Origin of the sequence: Streptomyces sp. SID5910 (genome assembly GCF_009862125.1) — a bacterium.
GTDB lineage: Bacteria > Actinomycetota > Actinomycetes > Streptomycetales > Streptomycetaceae > Streptomyces.
Genome location: NZ_WWHX01000498.1, coordinates 1 through 19,167, shown reverse-complemented (window position 1 = coordinate 19,167; position 19,167 = coordinate 1). Strand labels below are relative to the sequence as shown.

The following is a 19,167-nucleotide window of genomic DNA, read 5'->3' as shown; positions in this document are numbered from 1 at the left end:
GGGCGGGCCAGCGCGACTACACGCCCGAGGACCTCGCCGTGCTGCGTGTCGTCCGGCACCTCCTCGGCCTCGGCCTCACCGTAGAGGACCTGGCCGGGATCGCCGACCGCCTCCCGCTGCTCGCCGTCCAGCCGCCCCGGCCCTGCGACGCCGGGGCACCGGGCGAACCGGCCGTCGTCGGCACGGCGGTCGTACGGCGCCGCATCGCCGCGCTGGACGCGGAGATCGAGCGTCTCACCCGGCTGCGGGACGCGCTGCGGGCCGGACTCGACCCGGCCCCGCAGCGGGCCGGCGCCGGGGGACCCCCGTGACCGGGCTCCGGCTTGTTCACACAACCGCAATGCCACCGTCGTACTACCGGGAATCCGCCCTCCCCGGCCCGGGTTGGGGCAGTCATGACTGTGGGAGTGGCACTCAACGCGACGGACGCGGACAACCAGATCGACGCAAGCGTGCGACTGGCCGGGGAGGCGGCGGCGGCCGGGCTCCGTTCGGCCTGGTTCGGCCAGACCTTCGGCGCCGACTCGCCCCAGCTCGCGGCGATCGTCGGACGCGAGGTACCGGCTCTCCAGGTGGGGACGTCCGCGATCCCCGTCTTCGGCCGGCACCCGCTCACGGTCGCCGGCCAGGCCCTCACGGCCCAGGCGGCCACGCACGGCCGGTACCACCTCGGCCTCGCCCTCGGCACCAAGCTCCTCACGGAAGGCGGCTTCGGCATCCCCCACGAACGGCCCGTCCGGCGGCTGCGCGAATTCCTCACCGTGGTACGGCAGTTGACGGAGACCGGTACGGCCGACTTCCACGGTGAGCTGCTCACCGCCACCACCCCGGTGCCGGCGCGCGTGCCGGGGGCGGAGGCCGGCGTGCCGCTGCTGGTGGCCGCGATGGGCCCCCAGGCGCTGCGGGCCAGCGGCGAACTCGCGGACGGCATCCTCCCCTACCTCGCCGGACCCCGGGCGCTCGCCGAGCACATCGTCCCGGCCGTCACCGCAGCCGCCGCGGCGGCCGGCCGGCCCGCGCCGCGCATCGTGGCGATCGTGCCCGGCGTGGTCACCGACGACGTCACCGCCGTACGGGAGAAGGCCGCCGAACAGCTGTCCTTCTACGAGCAGTTCCCGTCCTACGCCCGTGTCATCGAGCTGTCCGGAGCCCGCCGGGCGGTCGACGTGGCCGTCATCGGCGACGAGCGGACGGTCGCCGCCGAGGTGGGACGCTACCGGGACGCCGGGGCGACGGAGGTGGTGTTCACCTCCACGGAGATCGCGGGCGACGCCGACCGCCGCCGCACCTGGGACCTGCTCGGCTCGTTGGCCGGGACTGACGCCGCCGCCGGAGGGTAGGCCGGGCGGCGGCCGTGACTGCCGGCGTCAGCGGCCGCGACTCCCGGCCTCAGCTCAGGACGGTGGCGTCCCGGCGTACCGTGGCGGGCTCCAGGCGGACGACGATCCCCTTGGACGTCGGCTGGTTGCTGATGTCGGCCACGCTGTCCAGCGGCACCAGCACCTGCGTCTCGGGGTAGTACGCGGCGGCGGAACCGCGCGCGGCCGGGTACGGGACGACCTCGAAGTCCTCGGCCCGGCGCTCGGTCCCGTCGGTCCACACGCCGACCAGGTCCACGTGCTGCCCCTCGGCCAGACCCAGCGCGGACAGGTCCGCCGGACTGACCATCACCACGCGGCGGTTGCCGTGGATGCCCCGGTAGCGGTCGTTGGGCGTGTAGGGGATGGTGTTCCACTGGTCGTGGGAGCGCAGCGTCTGCAACAGGAGGTGCCCTTCGGGGATGTCGGGCATCTCCCAGGCGTTGCGGGTGAACATCGCCTTGCCCGTCGCGGTGGAGAAGACGCCCTCGTTCACCGGGTTGGGCAGCCGGATCCCGCCGGGGCGGATCACGCGCCGGTTGAAGTCGTGAAGTCCCGGCACGATCTTCGCGATCCGGTCGCGGATCGTGCCGTAGTCCGCCTCGAACCGCTCCCACGGGATGTCCGTGCGGTCGCCGAGGGTGCGGCGGGCGAGCCGGCACAGGATGGCGACCTCGCTGAGCAGCACCTTGGAAGCCGGCTCCAGGCGGCCGCGGGAGGTGTGCACCTCGCTCATCGAGTTCTCCACCGTGACGAACTGCTCGCCGCCCGCCTGGATGTCCCGCTCGGTACGGCCGAGCGTGGGCAGGATCAGCGCGGTCTCGCCGCACACCGTGTGGGACCTGTTCAGCTTGGTGGAGATGTGGGCGGTCAGCCGGCACCGGCGCATGGCGTCCTCGGTGACCGCGCTGTCCGGAGCGGCCCGCACGAAGTTTCCGGCCAGGGCGAGGAAGAACCTGATGCGGCCCTCGCGCATCGCCCTGATCGCGTTGACCGAGTCGAGCCCGTGGGCGCGCGGCGGGTCGAAGCCGAACTCCCGCTGGAGCGCGTCGAGGAACGAGTCCGGCATCTGTTCCCAGATCCCCATGGTCCGGTCGCCCTGCACGTTGCTGTGCCCGCGCACGGGACAGGCGCCGGTGCCCGCCCTGCCGAGATTCCCGCGCAGCATCAGGAAGTTGACGATCTCCCGGATGGTGGGGACGCCGTGCTTGTGCTGGGTGACCCCCATGGCCCAGCAGACGATGACCCGTTCGCTGCGCAGGACGTCGTCGCGGACCTCCTCGATCTCCCCGCGGGTCAGTCCCGTGGCCGCGAGGACGTCCTCCCAGCCGACCGTGCGGGCGTGTGCGGCGAACTCCTCGAAGCCGCTCGTGCAGGACCGGATGAACTCGTGGTGCAGCACCTCGCCCGGCCGGGCGTCCTCGGCCTCCAGCAGCAGCCGGTTCAGCCCCTGGAAGAGGGCCAGGTCGCCGCCGGGGCGGATGTGCAGGAACCGGTCGGCGATCTGGACGCCCGACCCGATCACCCCGCGTGCCTTCTGCGGGTTCTTGAACCTCAGCAGCCCGGCCTCGGGCAGCGGGTTCACGGCGACGATGCGGGCCCCGTTCAGCTTGGCCTGCTCCAGCGCCGACAGCTGCCGCGGGTGATTGGTGCCGGGGTTCTGCCCGACCAGGAAGATCAGGTCGGACTCGTGCAGATCGTCCAGGCTGACCGTGCCCTTGCCGGTGCCGAGCGTCTCGTGCAGGGCGAAGCCGCTGGACTCGTGGCACATGTTGCTGCAATCGGGCAGGTTGTTGGTGCCGTAGGCCCGGGCGAAGAGCTGGAGGACGAACGCCGCCTCGTTGCCGGCCCGGCCGGAGGTGTAGAAGACGGCCTCGTCCGGGGAGCCGAGGGAGCGCAACTCCTCGCCGAGCAGTCCGAAGGCGTCGTTCCAGCTGATCGGCTCGTAGTGGTCGGAACCCGGCCGCTTGACCACCGGTTCGGTGAGCCGTCCCTGCTGGTTGAGCCACATGTCGGAGCGCCGGCTCAGGTCGGAGACCGTGTGGCGGCGGAAGAACTCGGGGGTGATGCGCCGCGTCGTCGCCTCGTCGTTGATGTGCTTGGCGCCGTTCTCGCAGTACTCGTTGCGGTGCCGGTGCCCCGGCGACGGGTCCGCCCAGGCGCAGCCGGGGCAGTCGATGCCGTCCACCTGGTTCATGGTCAGCAGCGTCACCCCCGTGCGCGCCGGGGAGGTCTCCTCCAGGGAGTACTCGAGGGCGTGCACGACCGCGGGCACCCCGGCCGCCCACGTCTTGGGCGGGGTGACCCTGAGGTCGTCCTCCGGCTCTTCGCTCGGCGGCTTCTTCATGGGTGCGCCTCTTCTCTCCTCCTGCCGCAGGGCGATCAGCCGACGGGCCAGTTGGGCACCCGGCTCCTGGGCGGTTCCGGTTCCTGGGGACGGACGTGACCGTCGCGGATGACTCCGCGCCAGGCCCCGCACTCCTCCCCGAGTCCTTCGATGAACTCCTTGAAATTGCCGAGCTCGCGCCGCACGGCGCGGCCGATCAGCCCGGGCACCCGGGCCGGCAGACCCGTCAGGCCGTGCGGCGCGATCTCCATCCGCACGGTGACCGCCGTGCCGCCCGCGTCGGTGGGCCGGAAGGTCACCTTGCCCCGGTGGGACGGGCCCCGCCCGAGACTCCGCCAGGTCAGGTGGGAGTCGGGCACCTGCTCCAGGATCTCGGCCCTGAACTCGCGGCGCACCGGCCCGGACCCGACGATCCACACGACCACGGCGGGCCGGACCTGCTCGACCCGCCGCACCCACGACATGAACCGCGGGAAGCTCTTGAACTGGGTCCACTGGTTGTACGCGGTCCGCACCGGTACCGAGACCTCGACCGTTTCCTCGACGCTGTGCATGGCTCACCCACTCCGGACTCCGCCGGCCCCGGCGCCGTCGCCGAGGCGGTGCCTCCAGACCGCCGGACACGCCGCCCGGACGGCCGTCGGACGGCCCCCGGACGCGGGCGAAGGCGGGAGGCCGATGCTCGTCGCCCGCCCGCCGTGCCGCCCGCTGTCCGTGTCCGACCGCCGTGGCCCTCAGGACTGCGGTCGCTTGCCGTGGTTGGCGGCGTGATTGCGGCGTGCCTTCTTCTTCCGACGTCGCTTCGACGACATGTCACCCTCCTCCCGCGGCCTGGCGAGTGCTGACCGTCCCCACCGTTCCACACGGGCCCGGGCGGCGCGACTGGAGGCGATTTCCCGGACGAACCGGACTAAAGTGTCACGCGACCGTGCCCTGGCCGGCTCCCGTACGCAGAGGACCTGGAATGCCCAGCGAACCCGCACCCATCAGCGACGACGCCCGACACGCCCTGGAACAGGAGCGTGCCGACCTGCGGACCGAACGAGGGAGGGTCGCGGCGACGCTGCGGGGCTCCGACGACGAGGTGGGCGACCGCGCCGACGCCGCCGACGAGCTGCAACGCGCCGACACGCTCCGGAAGCTGGACGCCCGCATCGCGGACATCACCACCCGCCTCACCCGGGCGGCGGACGCGGGCCCGCCCCCGACCGACGCGGTGGGCGTGGGCAGCTCGGTCACCGTGCGGTACGGCGACGGCAGCGAGGAGACCTTCGAGATCGGCGAGCGTGCTGTGGCGTCGGACCGGGCCCTGGTCACGGCCGACAGCCCCCTCGGGCACGCCCTCCTCGGCCGCCGCCCCGGCGACACCGTCACCTACGACACGCCCGAGGGGCGCACGACCGTCACCGTCGTGTCCCTGGGCGGGGCGGCCGACGGCCGGCAGGGAGGGACCCCGTGACCGCGGAGATCACCTATCGCCGGATCTACGAGGAGCCCTCGCCGCAGGACGGCAAGCGGGTGCTCGTGGACCGCCTGTGGCCGCGCGGCGTCAGCAAGGAGGCGGCCCACCTGGACACATGGCTGAAGGACGTCGCACCCTCGGCCGATCTGCGCCACTGGTACCACCACGACCCCGAACGCTTCACCGAGTTCCGCCGCCGCTACGTCGCCGAACTGGACGACCCGGAGCACGAGCGGGCCGTCCGGGAGCTGCGCGACCTCGCGGCCCACGGCAAGGTCACGCTGCTGACGGCCACCAGGGACGCGGACCACAGCGAGGCCGCCGTACTGGCCCACTGGCTGACCGACGGCACGGCCTCACGCTGACCCGTCCGGCTCGTCCTCGCCGGGCGGGTAGACCAGGTGCCCGTCCCGGACCCGGGCGTGCGGATTCAGGACGGCGGGCTTCGTCGACGTCGCCGACATGATGTGCGCGACGTCGACCCCGGCGACGATCAGCGCGTCGGTGATCAGCCTGCGATGGCAGCGCCAGGGCACCGCCTCACTGCACATGATCGCCGGCCGCCCCTCCGCGGCGAGTCCGATCAACTCGTCCAGCCCCTCCCGGAACTCGTCGCTCGCCATGTGGTCCGCGTAGTCCCGGAACGCCTTGACGCGCCACGCGCCGTTCTCGCTCGGCACGCCCTTCGGCGTGTGCCGCCGGCCGCCCAGCTGCGGAATCCGCCGGTACGCGATGTCGGCCGGCAGCGCCTCCTCGATCGCGGACCGGTTCCACTGCGGGAACGTCCGCGACGAGGGGAAGGACCGCACGTCCACGAGGTGGGTCACCTCGTTGTTCCGCAGCATCGACAGCACCTCGTCGAAGTCGCGGGTCGAATGCCCCACCGTGAGGACGCGGTCCGTCACGCGGCCGCGGTCTCGGAGCCGTCGCCCTTCCTGACCGTGCAGTGCAGCGAGTCCTCGCGCACATCGGCGACGATGGTGTCACCGGGCTCCGCCTCCCCGCCGAGCAGCAGGTCGGCGATGCGGTTGTCCAGCTCCGCCTGGATGGTGCGGCGCAGGGGGCGCGCGCCGAACTCCGGCTGGTGCCCGTGGGCGATCAGCAGCTTCTTGGCGGCCTCCGTGACCTCCAGCCGCATGCCCTGGGCGTGCACCCGGCGCTCGCTCTGACCCAGCAGATGATCGACGATCTCGCTGAGGTCCTCCTCGGTGAGGCCGTGGAAGACGATGATGTCGTCGATGCGGTTGAGGAACTCCGGCAGGAACCTGCTCCGCAGGTCCTGCATCAGCTCGTCCTTCAGCTCGGACACGTCGCCCTTGTGGTCGAGGATCCGGTGGGCGCCGATGTTGGACGTCATGATGACGACGCAGTGCCGGAAGTCGACCGTGCGGCCCTGGCCGTCGGTGAGGCGTCCGTCGTCGAGGATCTGGAGCAGCGTGTTGAAGACGTCGGGGTGCGCCTTCTCCACCTCGTCGAACAGGACCACGCTGTACGGCTGCCGGCGGACCTTCTCGGTGAGCTGGCCCGCCTCCTCGTACCCGACGTAGCCGGGAGGCGCCCCGACGAGACGGGCGACGGTGTGCTTCTCCTGGAACTCGCTCATGTCGAACCGGATCATGCGGTCCTCCTCGCCGAACAGCAGCTCGGCGAGGGTCTTGGCCAGCTCCGTCTTGCCCACGCCGGTGGGGCCGAGGAACAGGAAGGAGCCCACGGGACGGTTCGGGTCGCCCATGCCGGCCCGGTTGCGGCGCACGGCCCGCGAGACGGCGGTGACCGCCTCGTCCTGGCCGACGATCCGGGAGTGCATCTCCTCCTCCAGCCGCAGCAGCCGCTCCTTCTCGCTCGCGGTGAGCTGGGAGACGGGGATGCCCGTACGGCGGGAGATCACGTCCGCGATGTCGGCGGCGGTGACGGAGACGACGCCCTCGCGGCGCTCCTCGATGCCCGCGAGCTCGCCCTCCGCCTCGGCGATGTCCCGCTTCAGCCGCGAGGCCCGGTCGAAGTCCTGCGCGGCGACGGCCTGGTCCTGCTCCCGGCGCAGCTTCGCGATGCGGTCCTCACGGCTGACGACCTCGGTGGAACGGCCGGCGTTGCGCAGCCGCACCCGCGCGCCCGCCTGGTCCATCACGTCGATCGCCTTGTCCGGCAGGAACCGGTCGCTGACGTACCGGTCGGACAGGTCCGCGGCCGCGGCCAGCGCGCCGTCGGCGAACCGGACCTGGTGGTGGGCCTCGTACACGTCGCGCAGCCCCTCCAGGATCTGCACCGTCTCCTCGACCGTCGGCTCGGGCACCATCACCGGCTGGAAGCGGCGTTCGAGCGCGGCGTCCTTCTCGACGTACTTGCGGTACTCGTCGATGGTCGTCGCGCCCACCACGTGCAGCTCCCCGCGCGCGAGGGCCGGCTTGAGCATGTTGCCCGCGTCCATCGAGCCCTCGCCCGTGGCGCCCGCGCCGACGACGGTGTGCAGTTCGTCGATGAACAGGATGATGTCCCCGCCGGCCTGCTGGACGTCCTCGATGACCTTCTTCAGCCGCTCCTCGAACTGGCCCCGGTACTGCGCGCCCGCCACCATGCCGGACAGGTCGAGGGCGACGACCCGCTTGTCCTTCAGCGTCTCGGGGACCTCGCCGGCCACGATGCGCTGCGCCAGCCCCTCCACGATCGCGGTCTTGCCGACACCCGGCTCCCCGATCAGGACGGGGTTGTTCTTGGAGCGCCGGGAGAGGATCTCGACGGTCTGCTCGATCTCCTCGGCCCGTCCCACGACGGGATCGAGCTTCCCGGCCTTCGCCTCGTCGGTCAGGTCGCGGCCGTACTCGTCGAGGGTCGTCGCGGGCTGCCCCCGCTCCGCGGGCCGCCCGTCCGCGCGGGCCGCCCGGTCCGTGAGGCCCTGGAGCTTCTTCACGTCCTCGCCCTCGGCGCCCAGCAGCCGCGCGGCCCCGCTGTCGGCGCCGTCCAGCAGCGCGCCGAGGATGTGCTCGGGCCCGATGTAGGACACCCCGGCGGCCTGGGAGCGGGCGTAGGCGGTGGCGAGGGTGCGCTTGGCGGCCGGGGTCAGGCCCGGCTCCGAGGACGGCTCGCCCGACTCGCGGGGGAGGACCTCCGCGATCTGCGAGGCGAGCGTGTCGGGGTCCGCACCGGCCTGGGCGAGCAGCCCGCGCGCGGGCTCGACCTTCGTGGCCGCCCACAGCAGGTGCTCGGTGTCGAGGTCGGACGTCCCGTCCTCCAGGGCCCGCCGCGCCGCCAGGTTGAGGAGCTCCTGCGAGGACTCCGTCAGCAGCCGCCCGATCGGCACCCGCTGCACCGCCGGGGGCGAGGACGTGGGCGACATGCCGAAGAACCGGTTCAGCAGGTCGCTGAAGGGGTCGGACGAGCCGAAACCGAAGGAAGACATCGACATGACAGCTCCTGGCCTGGTGCAGCGTGCAGCGACAGGGTGTCCTTCAACCGAACCGCGTTGCCCAGGCCCCCGCAACCCGGGGCGGAGGCCCTGCGGCGCGGGCCGAGTTGGCAACGCGGGGAGGGGTCGGGTACACCCGTGAGGTGTTGTTTCGCCAGCTCGAATATCTGGTGGCCCTCTCGCGGGAGCGCCATTTCGCCCGCGCGGCCCAGACCTGCCACGTCTCCCAGCCCGCCCTCTCCGAGGCGATCAGGAAACTGGAGGACGAACTGGACGTGCCGCTCGTCCGGCGCGGCCGCAAGTACGAGGGGCTCACACCGGAGGGCGAGCGCATCGTCGTGTGGGCGCAGCGCATCCTGGCCGACCGGGACGCGCTCAGGGACGAGGTCGGCGCCCTGCGCACCGGTCTGAGCGGCCGGATGCGCATCGGCTCGGTGCCGACCGCGTCCGGCGCCGTCTCCCTCCTGACGGGCCCGTTCTGCGCGGCGCACCCGCTGGTTACCGTGGAGGTCATGGCGGATCTCCAGTCCGTGGACATCCTCCGGCAGGTGCAGAACTTCGAGATCGACGCCGGCATCACCTATCTCCACGGCGACCTGCCGGAGGGCGTCCGGACCGTGCCGCTCTACGACGAACGCCATGTGCTGCTGACCACGGCCGCCGAGAGCACGGCACAGGGCCCGGCCGTCACGTGGGCGGACGCCTCGCGGCTGCCGCTGTGCCTGCTGACCGGGACCATGCTGGGCCGGCGGACCGTGGACGGCATCTTCGCGGAGGCCGGGCTGCGGCCCTCCCCCCGGGTCGAGACCGATTCGGTGGGCACCCTGTTCGCCCACGTCAGGACGGGCCAGTGGGCCAGTGTCGTGCCGCACGCCTGGCTGCACGTCTTCGGGGTGCCGCAGGGCATGCGGGCCGTGCCCCTGATCGAGCCGGCCCGCACGATACCGGTCGGGCTCGTGACCAGTGCCCGGGAGCCCGGCTCGGTGATGGCCCGCGCGCTGATCGACGTCGCCCGGCGGACCGACGTCGCCGCAGCCCTGGAACGCCTGCCCCGGGAGCGGTGACGCACCCTCGTGTCACGGCCGGCCCGCGGGAAGGGGCCGCCGCCGGTCTCGTCCGCGGGCCCGCTACTCGTCGGGGCCGGCCGGCTCCAGGCGGACCACGACGCTCTTGGACGTCGGGGTGTTGCTGTGGTCGGCGACGCTGTCCAGGGGCACCAGGACGTTGGTCTCCGGGTAGTAGGAGGCCGCGGAGCCCGGGGTGGTGGGGTAGGCGACCACCCGGAAGTCCTCCGCGCGCCGTTCGACGCCGTCGTGCCAGACGGTGACGAGGTCCACGCGGTCACGGTCGGCGAGCCCGAGGGCGGCCAGGTCGGCGGGGTTCACCAGCACGACGCGGCGGGCGTTGTGGATGCCGCGGTAGCGGTCGTTCATCGCGTAGGGGACGGTGTTCCACTGGTCGTGGGAGCGCAGGGTCTGGAGCAGCAGATGCCCCTCGGGCACGACGGGCCTCGTGAACGCGTTGCGGGTGAAGGTGGCCTTGCCCGTCGCCGTCCCGAAGACGCCCTCGTTGACGGGGTTGGGCAGGCGGAAGCCGCCCGGCTCGGCCACCCGGGCGTTGAAGTCTTCGAAGCCCGGCACGACACGGGCGATCCGGTCGCGGACGGTGCCGTAGTCGGCCTCGAACTCCTCCCAGGGAATGGACGGCGTGTCCCCGAGGGTCCTGCGCGCCAGGCGGCTGATGAGGGCGACCTCGCTGAGCAGGTGCGGGGAGGCCGGCGCGAGCCTGCCGCGGGAGGCGTGCACCTCGCTCATGGAGTCCTCGACGGTGACGAACTGCTCGCCGCCGGCCTGGACGTCGCGGTCGCTGCGGCCGAGGGTGGGCAGGATGAGCGCCGTCTCGCCGCACACCGTGTGGGACCGGTTGAGCTTGGTGGAGATGTGGGCCGTGAGGCGGCAGCGCCGCATCGCGCGCTCGGTGACGGCGCTGTCCGGGGTGGCCCGGACGAAGTTCCCGGCGACTCCGAGGAAGAACGTGGCGCGGCCGTCGCGCATCGCGCGGATGGCGTCGACCGAGTCGAGGCCGTGCCGGGTGGGCGGGGTGAAGCCGAACTCGCGGCCCAGGGCGTCGAGGAACGCGTCCGGCATCCGCTCCCACACGCCCATGGTGCGGTCGCCCTGGACGTTGCTGTGCCCGCGCACGGGGCACACGCCCGCGCCCGGCTTGCCGATGTTGCCGCGCAGCAGCAGGAAGTTGACGACCTCCCGGATGGTGGGCACGCCGTGCTTGTGCTGGGTCAGCCCCATCGCCCAGCAGACGATCACGCTCCGGCTCTCCAGAACCCGGCCGTGGACGCGTTCTATCTCCTCACGGGTCAGCCCGGTCGCCTCCAGGACGTCGTCCCAGGAGACCTTCCGGGCGTGCTCGGCGAAGTCGGCGAAGCCGCTGGTGGAGGCGTCGATGAAGCGCTGGTCGAGCACGGTGCCGGGCGCCCGGTCCTCCGCCTCCAGCAGGAGCAGGTTGAGCGCCTGGAAGAGCGCGAGGTCGCCGCCGGGACGGATCTGGAGGAAGTCGTCGGCGATCTGCGTGCCCCGGCCCACCACCCCGCGCGCCTTCTGCGGATGCTTGAAACGGAGCAGCCCCGCCTCCGGCAACGGGTTCAGCGCCACGACGCGTCCGCCGTTGCGCTTGGTCTCCTCCAGAGCGGAGAGCATCCTCGGGTGATTGGTGCCCGGATTCTGGCCCACGACGAAAATCAGGTCGGCGTGGTGGATGTCGTCCAGCGAGACGCTTCCCTTGCCGGTTCCGAGAGTTTCCTGCATCGCGTATCCGCTGGATTCGTGGCACAGATTGGAGCAGTCCGGGAGATTGTTGGTGCCGTAGGCGCGGGCGAAGAGCTGGAGGAGGAATGCGGCCTCGTTGTTGAGCCGGCCGGAGGTGTAGAAGAGGGCCTGGTCGGGGGAGTCGAGGCCGCGGAGTTCGCCGGCGAGGAGGTCGAACGCCTCGTCCCAGCCGATCGGCTCGTAGTGCTCCGCGCCGGGGCGCTTGACCATGGGTTCGGTCAGCCGGCCCTGCTGGTTGAGCCAGTAGTCCGACCTGGTGCCCAGTTCGGCCACCGAGTGGCGGCGGAAGAAGTCGGCGGTGACCCGGCGCGTGGTGGCCTCGTCGGTGACGTGCTTGGCGCCGTTCTCGCAGTACTCGTTCAAGTGCCGCTCGCCCGGGGCGGGTTCGGGCCAGGCGCAGCCCGGGCAGTCGAAGCCCTTGACCTGGTTGATGTTCAGCAGCGTCAGCGCGGTGCGGCGCACGGACGTCTGCTCCAGGGAGTACTCCAGCGCGTGGGTCACCGCGGGAACGCCGGTGGCCCACTGCTTCGGAGGAGTGACCGACAGATCGTCCACCGGGTCTTCCATGGTGCTCATCGCTGGCCTTCCGTCCGCGGGTTCCGTGGCGGACGCAGCCTTCAGCAGTGCTCATGAATATGTCAAAGAGGTGTCTCCGATGACCTGGTAAGCGGCGCCTATCCCGGCCGTCGCCTATCGGGTGATCGGCAGGGCTTGTTTGACTTGTCCGGGGAATGTGCCGACGATGACGAGAACCGCCGGACCGTGCTTTTCCCTTCACGCCACAGGGTGGCGAAAATCCCCGCATTCGGGGGAGTGGCGGTATTCGGCCCCCGATGAGCAGAGGGATCGACACGAATATGTCCCGACGGTATTCCGGCCGTTGCCCGGACCTTTGCCCGGACCTCGGCTGGGAAGAGGCGCGCGCGGCGGCGCTCCGCAGTGCCGGCGAGCCGCTGCCCGCGGTCACGCGCACGCTGTCCGACGCCCCCGGGCACGCCCTGGCCGCACCGCTCGGCGCGCTCTGCGACCTGCCCCCGTTCGACACCTCCGCCATGGACGGCTGGGCCGTCGCCGGTACGGGCCCGTGGCGGCTGGACGGCGACGGCGTACTGGCGGGAGCGGTACGGGCGGCGCCGCTGGGGCCCGGCACCGCCCGGCCCGTCGCCACCGGCGCCCGGATACCGGCGGGCGCCACCGCCGTACTGCGCACAGAGCACGCCGAGGTCCACGAGGGCGTCCTGCGCCACCGCGACCCGGACGCCGGCACCCCGCCCGCCGGCCGCGACATCAGGCCGCGCGGCCAGGAGTGCCGGGCCGGCGAAGCCCTGCTTCCCGTCGGCACCACCGTCACCCCGGCGGTGCTGGGCCTGGCCGCCGCGGCCGGCCGCGACCACCTGTCGGTGCACCGCCGCCCGAGCGTCGAACTCCTCGTCCTCGGCGACGAGTTGCTGGACCACGGCGTCCCGCGGGGCGGACGGGTCCGGGACGCCCTCGGGCCCCTGCTGCCGCCCTGGCTGGACCTCTGCGGCGCCGCCACCACCGGCGTCCGCCGGGTCGGCGACGACTTCGCTCTGCTGCGGGAGGCCGTCCGCCGCTCGCCCGCCGACGTCGTCGTCACCACCGGCAGCACCGCCGCCGGCCCGGTCGACTTCCTCCACGACGTCCTGCGCGACGAGGGTGCCGTACTGACCGTCGACTCCGTTGCCGTACGGCCCGGGCACCCGATGCTGCTCGCCGAACTGCCGCCCGCCGCCGACGGCCGCGCCCGCCGGCTCGTGGGCCTCCCCGGCAATCCGCTCGCCGCGGCGGCCGGAGCGGTGACCCTGCTCCACCCGCTGCTGCGGCGCCTCGGCGGGCACACCGGACCGAACCCCCTGCATCTGCCGCTCGCGGCCGGCGTGAGCGGCCATCCGCACGACACGCGTCTGCTGCCGGCGCTGCGCACGGACGAGGGCGCGGTGCCGCTGCCGTTCGACGGTCCCGCCATGCTGCGCGGGCTGGCCCTCGCCGACGGCCTCGCGGTCGTCCCGCCCGGCGGCGCCCCCGCCGGCGCCCGCGTGCGGTTCCTGGGACTTCCGGGACGGTGACGGCCGGCCGGGGTCGGGCCGCGATGCGCGAACCTGGAAAGAGCAAGGAGTACGTGCCAGACATGCCGATCATTCGCCACCTCCTCCCTCCCGGGTCACCCAGCGGCCGGCGGCCCTCGGTGGCGGGTGCGCGGCAGGCCCTCTCTCCACGCGGTGCGCTGACCCTGCACGAGGCGGACGGAGCTCTCCTGTTCGCCGTGCGGGCCGCGCTCGCCATGGGGACGCTCGCCGTGCCGATCACCCTGGCGGGGCGCCCCGACCTCGCCGTCTACGCCATGCTGGGCTCCTTCACCACCACCTTCGGCCGCGACCTCCCCTACCGGCGTCGCGCGCACGTCCTCGCGGCGGTGGCCGCCGCCATGACCATGCTCGTCGCCTGCGGTGCGGCCCTCGCCGTGTGGGCGGGGCGGGACGCCGGCGGGGCCGGGGTCGCCGCCGTGGTCGCGGCCACCGCCCTCGTCGCCGGGGCGGCGAAGTTCGCGTGCGACGCCACCCGCCTGGGCGGGCTCGGCGCGGTGCTCCTGCTGTTCTCCTTCGCCGTCGCGGCCAACGACTCGGCCACCGGCGCCGACGTGCTCACCTACACCGCCCTCGCCGCCGCCGGGGCGGCCTGGGCCTGGCTGCTGGCCGTGTCGGGACGGCTCGTGCACCCCGACCGGCCGCAGCGTGTCGCCGTCGCCACCGCGCTGCGCGGACTCGCCGACCTGCTGGACGCGTCCGCCGCCGGGGACCCGCCCCGCCGGACCCGGCACCGGGCGACTGCCGCCGTCCTCCACGCCTACCACTGCCTCGGGGTCGCTCCGCTGGTGGACACCGGGACGGCTGGACCCGGCAGGGAGGCGGCCTTCCGGCGCCTGACCGACCTGTCCTGGACGCTCCTCGTCCGCTCCGCCCGGCACGACGGCGGCGATCCCGCGGTCACGGCGGGACTGCTGCGCCGCCAGGCCCGCCTGCTGACCAACCGGCGCCACCGCGTCCCGATCGTGCTGGACGAGCTGTGCCCGTGTCCCGTGGCACCGGCCACGCGCCCGGTCACGGGACCGCCGCCCCTCGCCGCCGCCGCACCGGACGGCCCCGCGGCCCGCCGGGCCACCGAACTGCTCAGGGGCCGGCACGGAACCGTCCCCTTCGCCGTGCTCGCCGTACCCGCACTCCGGATGACCCTGGGCACCGGCGTGGCGGGAGGCGTGGCCGCCCTGCTCCACCTGGAGCACGGCTACTGGGCGGCGATCTCCGCGGCCGCCGTCCTGCACTCCGTCAACCTGCGGATCACCTCGCAGCGCGCCGCCCAGCGCGCCCTGGGCACGGCCGCCGGACTGCTGCTCGCCTTCGCGGCCCTGGCGGCGGGCGTGGAACCCGTGGTGCTGGCGCTGCTGATCGTGGTGCTTGAGTTCCTGCTGGAGTTCGTCGTCGTCCGCAACTACGGGCTGGCCGTCGTCTTCGTGACGCCGCTGGCCCTGCTGCTGAGCGACCTGGCGGCTCCCGCGCCGGCCGGTGAACTCGTCCTCGACCGCGTCCTGGGCAGCGTCGTCGGGATCGCCGTCGCCCTGGTGTGCGCGCTGCTCGTCGTGCACGACCGTGCCGCGATCCGCGTGGAGCGGGCGCTGGCCGGGTGCCAGGAGGCCGCCGACCGCGCCGGACAGGTGCTCAGGAGCCTCGCCGGGCCGCCGCCCGCCCACGTGCCGGTGCAGCTCGCCCTGGCCGTGGTGGAGCTGCGCGAGGCCGACGACGCGGCCTCCGGGGAGCTGTGGCCCGCCGGGATCGACCCGGCCCTGCTCGCGGCCACCGAGCAGCGCGCCTACCACCTCCTCGCCCGGCTGCACGGGGCCCGGCCCTGAAACCCGCACCGAACAGGACGTTTCCGTTTTCTAATGCCCAGCATTAATATGCGGGTATGGCGAGAACCTCCGGACCCGAGACCCGGGACAAGCTGATCCGCGCGGCGGAGACGCTCTTCGCCGAACAGGGCGTTCACGGCGCCCAGCTGCGGGACGTCGTCGCACTGGCCGGGCAGGGCAATCCGTCGGCCGTGCAGTACCACTTCGGCTCCCGCGCCGGGCTCCTCGACGCGGTCATGGCCGGCCGCCAGCAGCGCACCGAGCGGGTGCTCGCACCGCTGCTGGATGCCGCGCCCGACGAGCCGGCCGCGCTCGTCGGAGCGCTGGTCCAGGCCGAGGGCAGTGAGCTGGGCAGCGACCGGGGCCGGCGGTGCCTGCGCATCTCCGCCCAGCTCAGCCACGAGAGCGGCGTCCGCACCCGCACACCGCACCCCACGCTCGCCGGCACGGCCTACTGGCGCCTGATCGAGCGGATCGACGCCTGCCTGGCCGCCGACGGACTGCCCGAGCCGCTGCTCCTGGAACGCCTCGACCTGGCCCTCACGGTGGTGGGCGCCGCCCTGGCGGACCGCGCCCGGCAGTACCTGGACGGCACCGAGCCGCTGACCGGCGAGGAGCTGTTCCTCACCGACCTGACCGGCACCACCACCGCCCTGCTCCGCGCCCCGCGGCCCTGAACCGCCGGGCCCCCGGACCCCCGAACCGGCGCACGACCCCGCGCGCCCCGCGCGCCCCGCGCGACCCCGCGCGACCCCGCGCGACCCCGAACGGCCCTGAAAGGACCTCTCATGAACGACCTCACCGGCAAGACCGTGCTGATCACCGGCGGAGCCCGCGGCCTCGGCGCCGAAGCGGCCCGGCAGGCGGTGGCCGCCGGCGCCCAGGTGGTGATCACCGACGTGCTCGACGAGGACGGCCGGGCCACCGCCGAGGCGCTCGGCGACCGGGCGCGCTTCCTCCACCACGACGTGACCTCCGAGGAGGACTGGGCGGCGGCCGTCGCCTACGCCGTGGCGGAGTTCGGCGGGCTGCACGGCCTGGTCAACAACGCCGGCATCTCCACCGGCACGCTCCTGGAGAACGAGTCCGTCGAGCACTTCCGCAAGGTCCTCGACATCAACCTGACCGGTGTCTTCATCGGCATGAAGACCGCGATACCCGCGATGAAGGAGGCCGGCGGCGGCTCCGTCGTCAACATCTCCTCCGCGGCCGGCCTCATGGGCCTGGCCCTGACGGCCGGCTACGGCGCCTCCAAGTGGGGCGTCCGCGGGCTCACGAAGATCGGCGCGGTGGAGCTCGGCACGGCGGGGATCCGCGTCAACTCCGTCCACCCGGGCATGACCTACACGCCGATGACGGCGGCCGTGGGCATCGAGCGCGGCGAGGGCAAGTACCCCAACACCCCGATGGGCCGGGTCGGCGAGGCGGACGAGATCGCCGGCGCCGTGGTCTTCCTGCTCTCGGACGCCGCGTCGTACGTCACCGGTGCGGAGCTGGCCGTGGACGGCGGCTGGACCACCGGCCCGACGGTCAAGTACGTCATGGGCCAGTAGGACCCGGCCTCACACCAGCTCGGGACTCGGTTCGGCGGAGCTCGGACCCGGGTCCGGCGCCGGCGCGGTCTTCGCGTCGGCGTCCCACTGCCCGGTGGTCCGCACATAGCCGTGGATCACCGAGGCCATCGCCAGCACGAGCAGCGGCCCGGACAGCCACGGCTGCGCGGCCATCTCCCTCGGCAGATAGCGGTACGCCACCAGCATCAGGGCGAAGACCACGGTGCCGTGGGCGACCAGCAGGGTGGCCGGCCGGTCCCAGCCGCGGGCGAGCGAGCGCATCGCCACCTCGACGGTGAGCGCGAACACGATGCCGGCGACGAGGTCCGTGCCGTAGTGGTAGCCGAAGCCCAGCGTCGCGGTGAGGGTGGCGACCAGCCAGAACGTCCCCATCCAACGCATCGGCCGGGAGCCCTGGCGGGTGTGGAGGAACAGACTGGTGGCCCACGCCGTGTGCAGGCTCGGCATGCAGTTGCGCGGGGTGATGTCGTCGAACGGGATCGGATGCGGGACGGGGACCTGCGGCAGCGTGCCGGGCCACAGGTCGGCCACCGCCCAGGAGCCGCCCTCCCAGCCGTAGGCGAAGACCGGCCCGACCACCGGGAAGATCATGTAGACGGCCGGTCCGATCAGCCCGATGACCAGGAACGTGCGCACCAGATGATGGCGCGGGAAGCGGCGCTCGGCCGCCACGTGACGCAGCTGGTAGAGCCCGACGAGGGCCGCTGCCAGCGGGAGCTGACTGTAGACCAGGTGGAGGGAGTGGAAGCCGAACGGGCCCGTGGCCTCGACCAGCCGGCCGACCAGCCACGACGGGTCGCCCAGCGCGTGGTCGGCGACCACCAGGTACGGGTCGAGCACCGTCGGGCGGGTCTTCGACGTGATGAGCAGCCAGGTGTCGCCCGTCTTGTGGCCGGCCACCAGCAGCAGGCCCAGCCCGGCGCCCTTCAGCAGCAGCGCGCGTTCGGCACCGGTGCGGCGCGTGACGGCGACGACCCCGCAGCCCAGGACCACCCACAGGGCGCCGTTGCCGAAGTTCAGCTCGGCGCCGGCCAGCCATCGCACCAGCAGGAACACGACGTCGATGCCGACCGCGGCGCAGAGCGCGAGCAGCCGCTGCCGCCAGGTGAGCACCACCATCGTCAGCGCCAGCCCGGCATACAGCAGCGGACCCGACCTGGGGCTGAACACCACCTCCTGCGCCTGGTAGGTGACCGGCCCGGGCACGCCGTAGTGGCGCGCGGCGCATTCCAGCGCCACGAGGAAGCCGAGGGTCGCCACACCCACCGCGGCCCACAGCGTCGTTCGTGGCCGGCGCCACGCGGCGAACCCGGAGGCGCGGTCCGTCCGCCGGGGTATTCGTGGGGGAGTAGTTGTGTTCGGCATGGCTTCCCGGTGAAGAGCCGACGATCAGGGGGACCGTCGTGAGCTCGAACATGCTAGCGGCACGCCGGGAAGTGCCCTGGACAGGGGAGCGCCGGTGCGGGCGGCGGCCGACGGCCGGTCAGCCGCCCGGGCAGATGAGGAGCAGGGCGATGTCGTCGCCCGGGGTGGGCGCGTGCCGGATCAGGGTGTCGGCCATGGCGTCGAGGTCCGTCGGGTCGGCGTGTTCGAGAAGCCCGGCGAGCGCGGCCGTCGCGTCCTCCAGGTCCACACCGGGAGCCTCGACGAGCCCGTCGGTGTAGAGGGCGAGCACGGACCCGTGCGGCAGCGGGACGTCCAGGGCCGGATAGACGGTGTCGGGCTCGATGCCCAGCAGCAGCCCCGGGGGCACCCGCAGGAGTTCGGTGCGACCGTCGGCGTGGCGCAGCAGCGGCGGCGGGTGGCCGGCGGTGGCCAGGCACGCGCGGCGGGCGGCGAGGTCGAGGTGGACGTAGACGCAGCTGGTGAACAGGCCGGGGTCGAGATCGGTGAGCAGCCGGTTGGTGCGGGCCAGGACGTCGGCGGGCGACGCGCCCACGGTGGCGTGGGCGTGCACGGCGGTGCGGACCTGCCCCATGAGGGCGGCGGCGTCCACGTTGTGCCCCTGTACGTCGCCGATGGCCGCGCCGGCCGTGTGCGCGTCCAGGCGGATGAGGTCGTAGAAGTCGCCGCCGATGCCCAGACCCCGGGCGGCCGGCAGATAGCGGGCGGCCACCTTCAGCCCGGGGATCCGGGGCAGCGTGTGCGGCAGCAGGGCGGACTGGAGGCGGTGGGCGAGGTGGTCCTTGGCGTCGTAGAGGCGGGCCCGGTCCAGGGCCTGTCCGACCAGACCGGCCAGCGAGGTGAGGACGGCG

17 protein-coding genes are annotated in these 19,167 nt (G+C 73.2%); 9 read left to right on the top strand and 8 right to left on the bottom strand.

Annotated features, from left to right (window positions below):
• Both GTW67_RS17670 and GTW67_RS17665 read left to right on the top strand, forming a co-directional pair.
• On the top strand, positions 1-311 hold a 311-nt coding region (locus GTW67_RS17670), incomplete at its 5' end, for a MerR family transcriptional regulator (RefSeq protein WP_161165790.1).
• Between the two features lie 84 nt (positions 312-395).
• Complete coding sequence (locus GTW67_RS17665; RefSeq protein WP_161165789.1) at positions 396-1,340, top strand: TIGR03564 family F420-dependent LLM class oxidoreductase; 945 nt, start codon at positions 396-398, stop codon at positions 1,338-1,340.
• A gap of 49 nt (positions 1,341-1,389) precedes the next feature.
• Here the strand turns inward: GTW67_RS17665 and GTW67_RS17660 are convergent, their stop codons facing one another.
• The 3 genes from GTW67_RS17660 to GTW67_RS38555 all read right to left on the bottom strand — a co-directional run bounded on the left by GTW67_RS17660 (position 1,390) and on the right by GTW67_RS38555 (position 4,517).
• Positions 1,390-3,705 (bottom strand): FdhF/YdeP family oxidoreductase, encoded by a 2,316-nt coding sequence (locus GTW67_RS17660; RefSeq protein WP_161165788.1) that lies wholly within the window; start codon positions 3,703-3,705, stop codon positions 1,390-1,392.
• A gap of 35 nt (positions 3,706-3,740) precedes the next feature.
• Positions 3,741-4,259, bottom strand: coding sequence for an SRPBCC family protein (locus tag GTW67_RS17655; RefSeq protein ID WP_161165787.1), 519 nt, complete (start codon positions 4,257-4,259; stop codon positions 3,741-3,743).
• Positions 4,260-4,439: 180 nt separating this feature from the next.
• Entirely contained in the window at positions 4,440-4,517 is a 78-nt protein-coding gene (locus GTW67_RS38555; protein WP_466384113.1) for a 50S ribosomal protein bL37, read from the bottom strand.
• Positions 4,518-4,669: 152 nt separating this feature from the next.
• On the opposite strand from GTW67_RS38555, the gene GTW67_RS17650 reads away from it, so the two are divergent.
• Complete coding sequence (locus tag GTW67_RS17650; RefSeq protein WP_161165786.1) at positions 4,670-5,164, top strand: GreA/GreB family elongation factor; 495 nt, start codon at positions 4,670-4,672, stop codon at positions 5,162-5,164.
• The gene (locus GTW67_RS17645; RefSeq protein ID WP_161165785.1) at positions 5,161-5,532 is read left to right on the top strand and encodes a DUF488 family protein, N3 subclade; all 372 of its coding nucleotides are present in this window, start codon (positions 5,161-5,163) and stop codon (positions 5,530-5,532) included. Before GTW67_RS17650 ends, GTW67_RS17645 begins: the two co-directional genes overlap by 4 nt.
• On the opposite strand, the gene GTW67_RS17640 is transcribed toward GTW67_RS17645, so the two are convergent.
• Both GTW67_RS17640 and GTW67_RS17635 read right to left on the bottom strand, forming a co-directional pair.
• Positions 5,524-6,072: a DUF488 family protein gene (locus GTW67_RS17640; RefSeq protein ID WP_161165784.1), complete on the bottom strand. Its 549-nt coding sequence runs from the start codon at positions 6,070-6,072 to the stop codon at positions 5,524-5,526. The two genes, GTW67_RS17645 and GTW67_RS17640, sit on opposite strands and share 9 nt — an antisense overlap.
• Positions 6,069-8,570 carry an ATP-dependent Clp protease ATP-binding subunit gene (locus tag GTW67_RS17635; RefSeq protein ID WP_161165783.1) on the bottom strand — a complete coding sequence of 834 codons (2,502 nt, stop codon included), beginning with the start codon at positions 8,568-8,570 and terminating at the stop codon, positions 6,069-6,071. Before GTW67_RS17635 ends, GTW67_RS17640 begins: the two co-directional genes overlap by 4 nt.
• Before the next feature lie 143 nt (positions 8,571-8,713).
• Between GTW67_RS17635 and GTW67_RS17630 the strand changes: the two genes are divergently transcribed.
• Positions 8,714-9,634: a LysR substrate-binding domain-containing protein gene (locus GTW67_RS17630; protein ID WP_161165782.1), complete on the top strand. Its 921-nt coding sequence runs from the start codon at positions 8,714-8,716 to the stop codon at positions 9,632-9,634.
• Positions 9,635-9,697: 63 nt separating this feature from the next.
• On the opposite strand, the gene GTW67_RS17625 is transcribed toward GTW67_RS17630, so the two are convergent.
• The gene (locus GTW67_RS17625; protein WP_161165781.1) at positions 9,698-11,989 is read right to left on the bottom strand and encodes an FdhF/YdeP family oxidoreductase; all 2,292 of its coding nucleotides are present in this window, start codon (positions 11,987-11,989) and stop codon (positions 9,698-9,700) included.
• Positions 11,990-12,270: 281 nt separating this feature from the next.
• Here GTW67_RS17625 and GTW67_RS17620 point away from each other — a divergent pair, with 281 nt between their 5' ends.
• The 4 genes from GTW67_RS17620 (at position 12,271) to GTW67_RS17605 (ending at position 16,891) form a co-directional block, all read left to right on the top strand.
• A complete protein-coding gene (locus GTW67_RS17620; protein ID WP_161165780.1) occupies positions 12,271-13,500 on the top strand; it encodes a molybdopterin molybdotransferase MoeA in 1,230 nt (409 codons plus the stop codon).
• Positions 13,501-13,562: 62 nt separating this feature from the next.
• Positions 13,563-15,338: an FUSC family protein gene (locus GTW67_RS17615; protein WP_161165779.1), complete on the top strand. Its 1,776-nt coding sequence runs from the start codon at positions 13,563-13,565 to the stop codon at positions 15,336-15,338.
• Between the two features lie 56 nt (positions 15,339-15,394).
• Positions 15,395-16,015 (top strand): TetR/AcrR family transcriptional regulator, encoded by a 621-nt coding sequence (locus GTW67_RS17610; RefSeq protein WP_161165778.1) that lies wholly within the window; start codon positions 15,395-15,397, stop codon positions 16,013-16,015.
• A 111-nt stretch (positions 16,016-16,126) separates the two neighbouring features.
• Positions 16,127-16,891 carry a glucose 1-dehydrogenase gene (locus GTW67_RS17605; protein WP_161165777.1) on the top strand — a complete coding sequence of 255 codons (765 nt, stop codon included), beginning with the start codon at positions 16,127-16,129 and terminating at the stop codon, positions 16,889-16,891.
• A 9-nt stretch (positions 16,892-16,900) separates the two neighbouring features.
• On the opposite strand, the gene GTW67_RS17600 is transcribed toward GTW67_RS17605, so the two are convergent.
• Positions 16,901-18,277: a phosphatase PAP2 family protein gene (locus GTW67_RS17600; protein WP_161165776.1), complete on the bottom strand. Its 1,377-nt coding sequence runs from the start codon at positions 18,275-18,277 to the stop codon at positions 16,901-16,903.
• Positions 18,278-18,395: 118 nt separating this feature from the next.
• Positions 18,396-19,167 (bottom strand): PP2C family protein-serine/threonine phosphatase (locus tag GTW67_RS17595; protein WP_161165775.1); only part of this gene is annotated, 772 nt, incomplete at its 5' end.

Coding starts and splice junctions, on each gene's coding strand:
- GTW67_RS17665 (WP_161165789.1), top strand. CDS start 396: ATGACTGTGGGAGTGGCACTCAACGCGACGGACGCGGACAACCAGATC.
- GTW67_RS17660 (WP_161165788.1), bottom strand. CDS start 3,705: ATGAAGAAGCCGCCGAGCGAAGAGCCGGAGGACGACCTCAGGGTCACC.
- GTW67_RS17655 (WP_161165787.1), bottom strand. CDS start 4,259: ATGCACAGCGTCGAGGAAACGGTCGAGGTCTCGGTACCGGTGCGGACC.
- GTW67_RS38555 (WP_466384113.1), bottom strand. CDS start 4,517: ATGTCGTCGAAGCGACGTCGGAAGAAGAAGGCACGCCGCAATCACGCC.
- GTW67_RS17650 (WP_161165786.1), top strand. CDS start 4,670: ATGCCCAGCGAACCCGCACCCATCAGCGACGACGCCCGACACGCCCTG.
- GTW67_RS17635 (WP_161165783.1), bottom strand. CDS start 8,570: ATGTCGATGTCTTCCTTCGGTTTCGGCTCGTCCGACCCCTTCAGCGAC.
- GTW67_RS17625 (WP_161165781.1), bottom strand. CDS start 11,989: ATGAGCACCATGGAAGACCCGGTGGACGATCTGTCGGTCACTCCTCCG.
- GTW67_RS17620 (WP_161165780.1), top strand. CDS start 12,271: ATGTCCCGACGGTATTCCGGCCGTTGCCCGGACCTTTGCCCGGACCTC.
- GTW67_RS17615 (WP_161165779.1), top strand. CDS start 13,563: ATGCCGATCATTCGCCACCTCCTCCCTCCCGGGTCACCCAGCGGCCGG.
- GTW67_RS17610 (WP_161165778.1), top strand. CDS start 15,395: ATGGCGAGAACCTCCGGACCCGAGACCCGGGACAAGCTGATCCGCGCG.
- GTW67_RS17605 (WP_161165777.1), top strand. CDS start 16,127: ATGAACGACCTCACCGGCAAGACCGTGCTGATCACCGGCGGAGCCCGC.
- GTW67_RS17600 (WP_161165776.1), bottom strand. CDS start 18,277: ATGCCGAACACAACTACTCCCCCACGAATACCCCGGCGGACGGACCGC.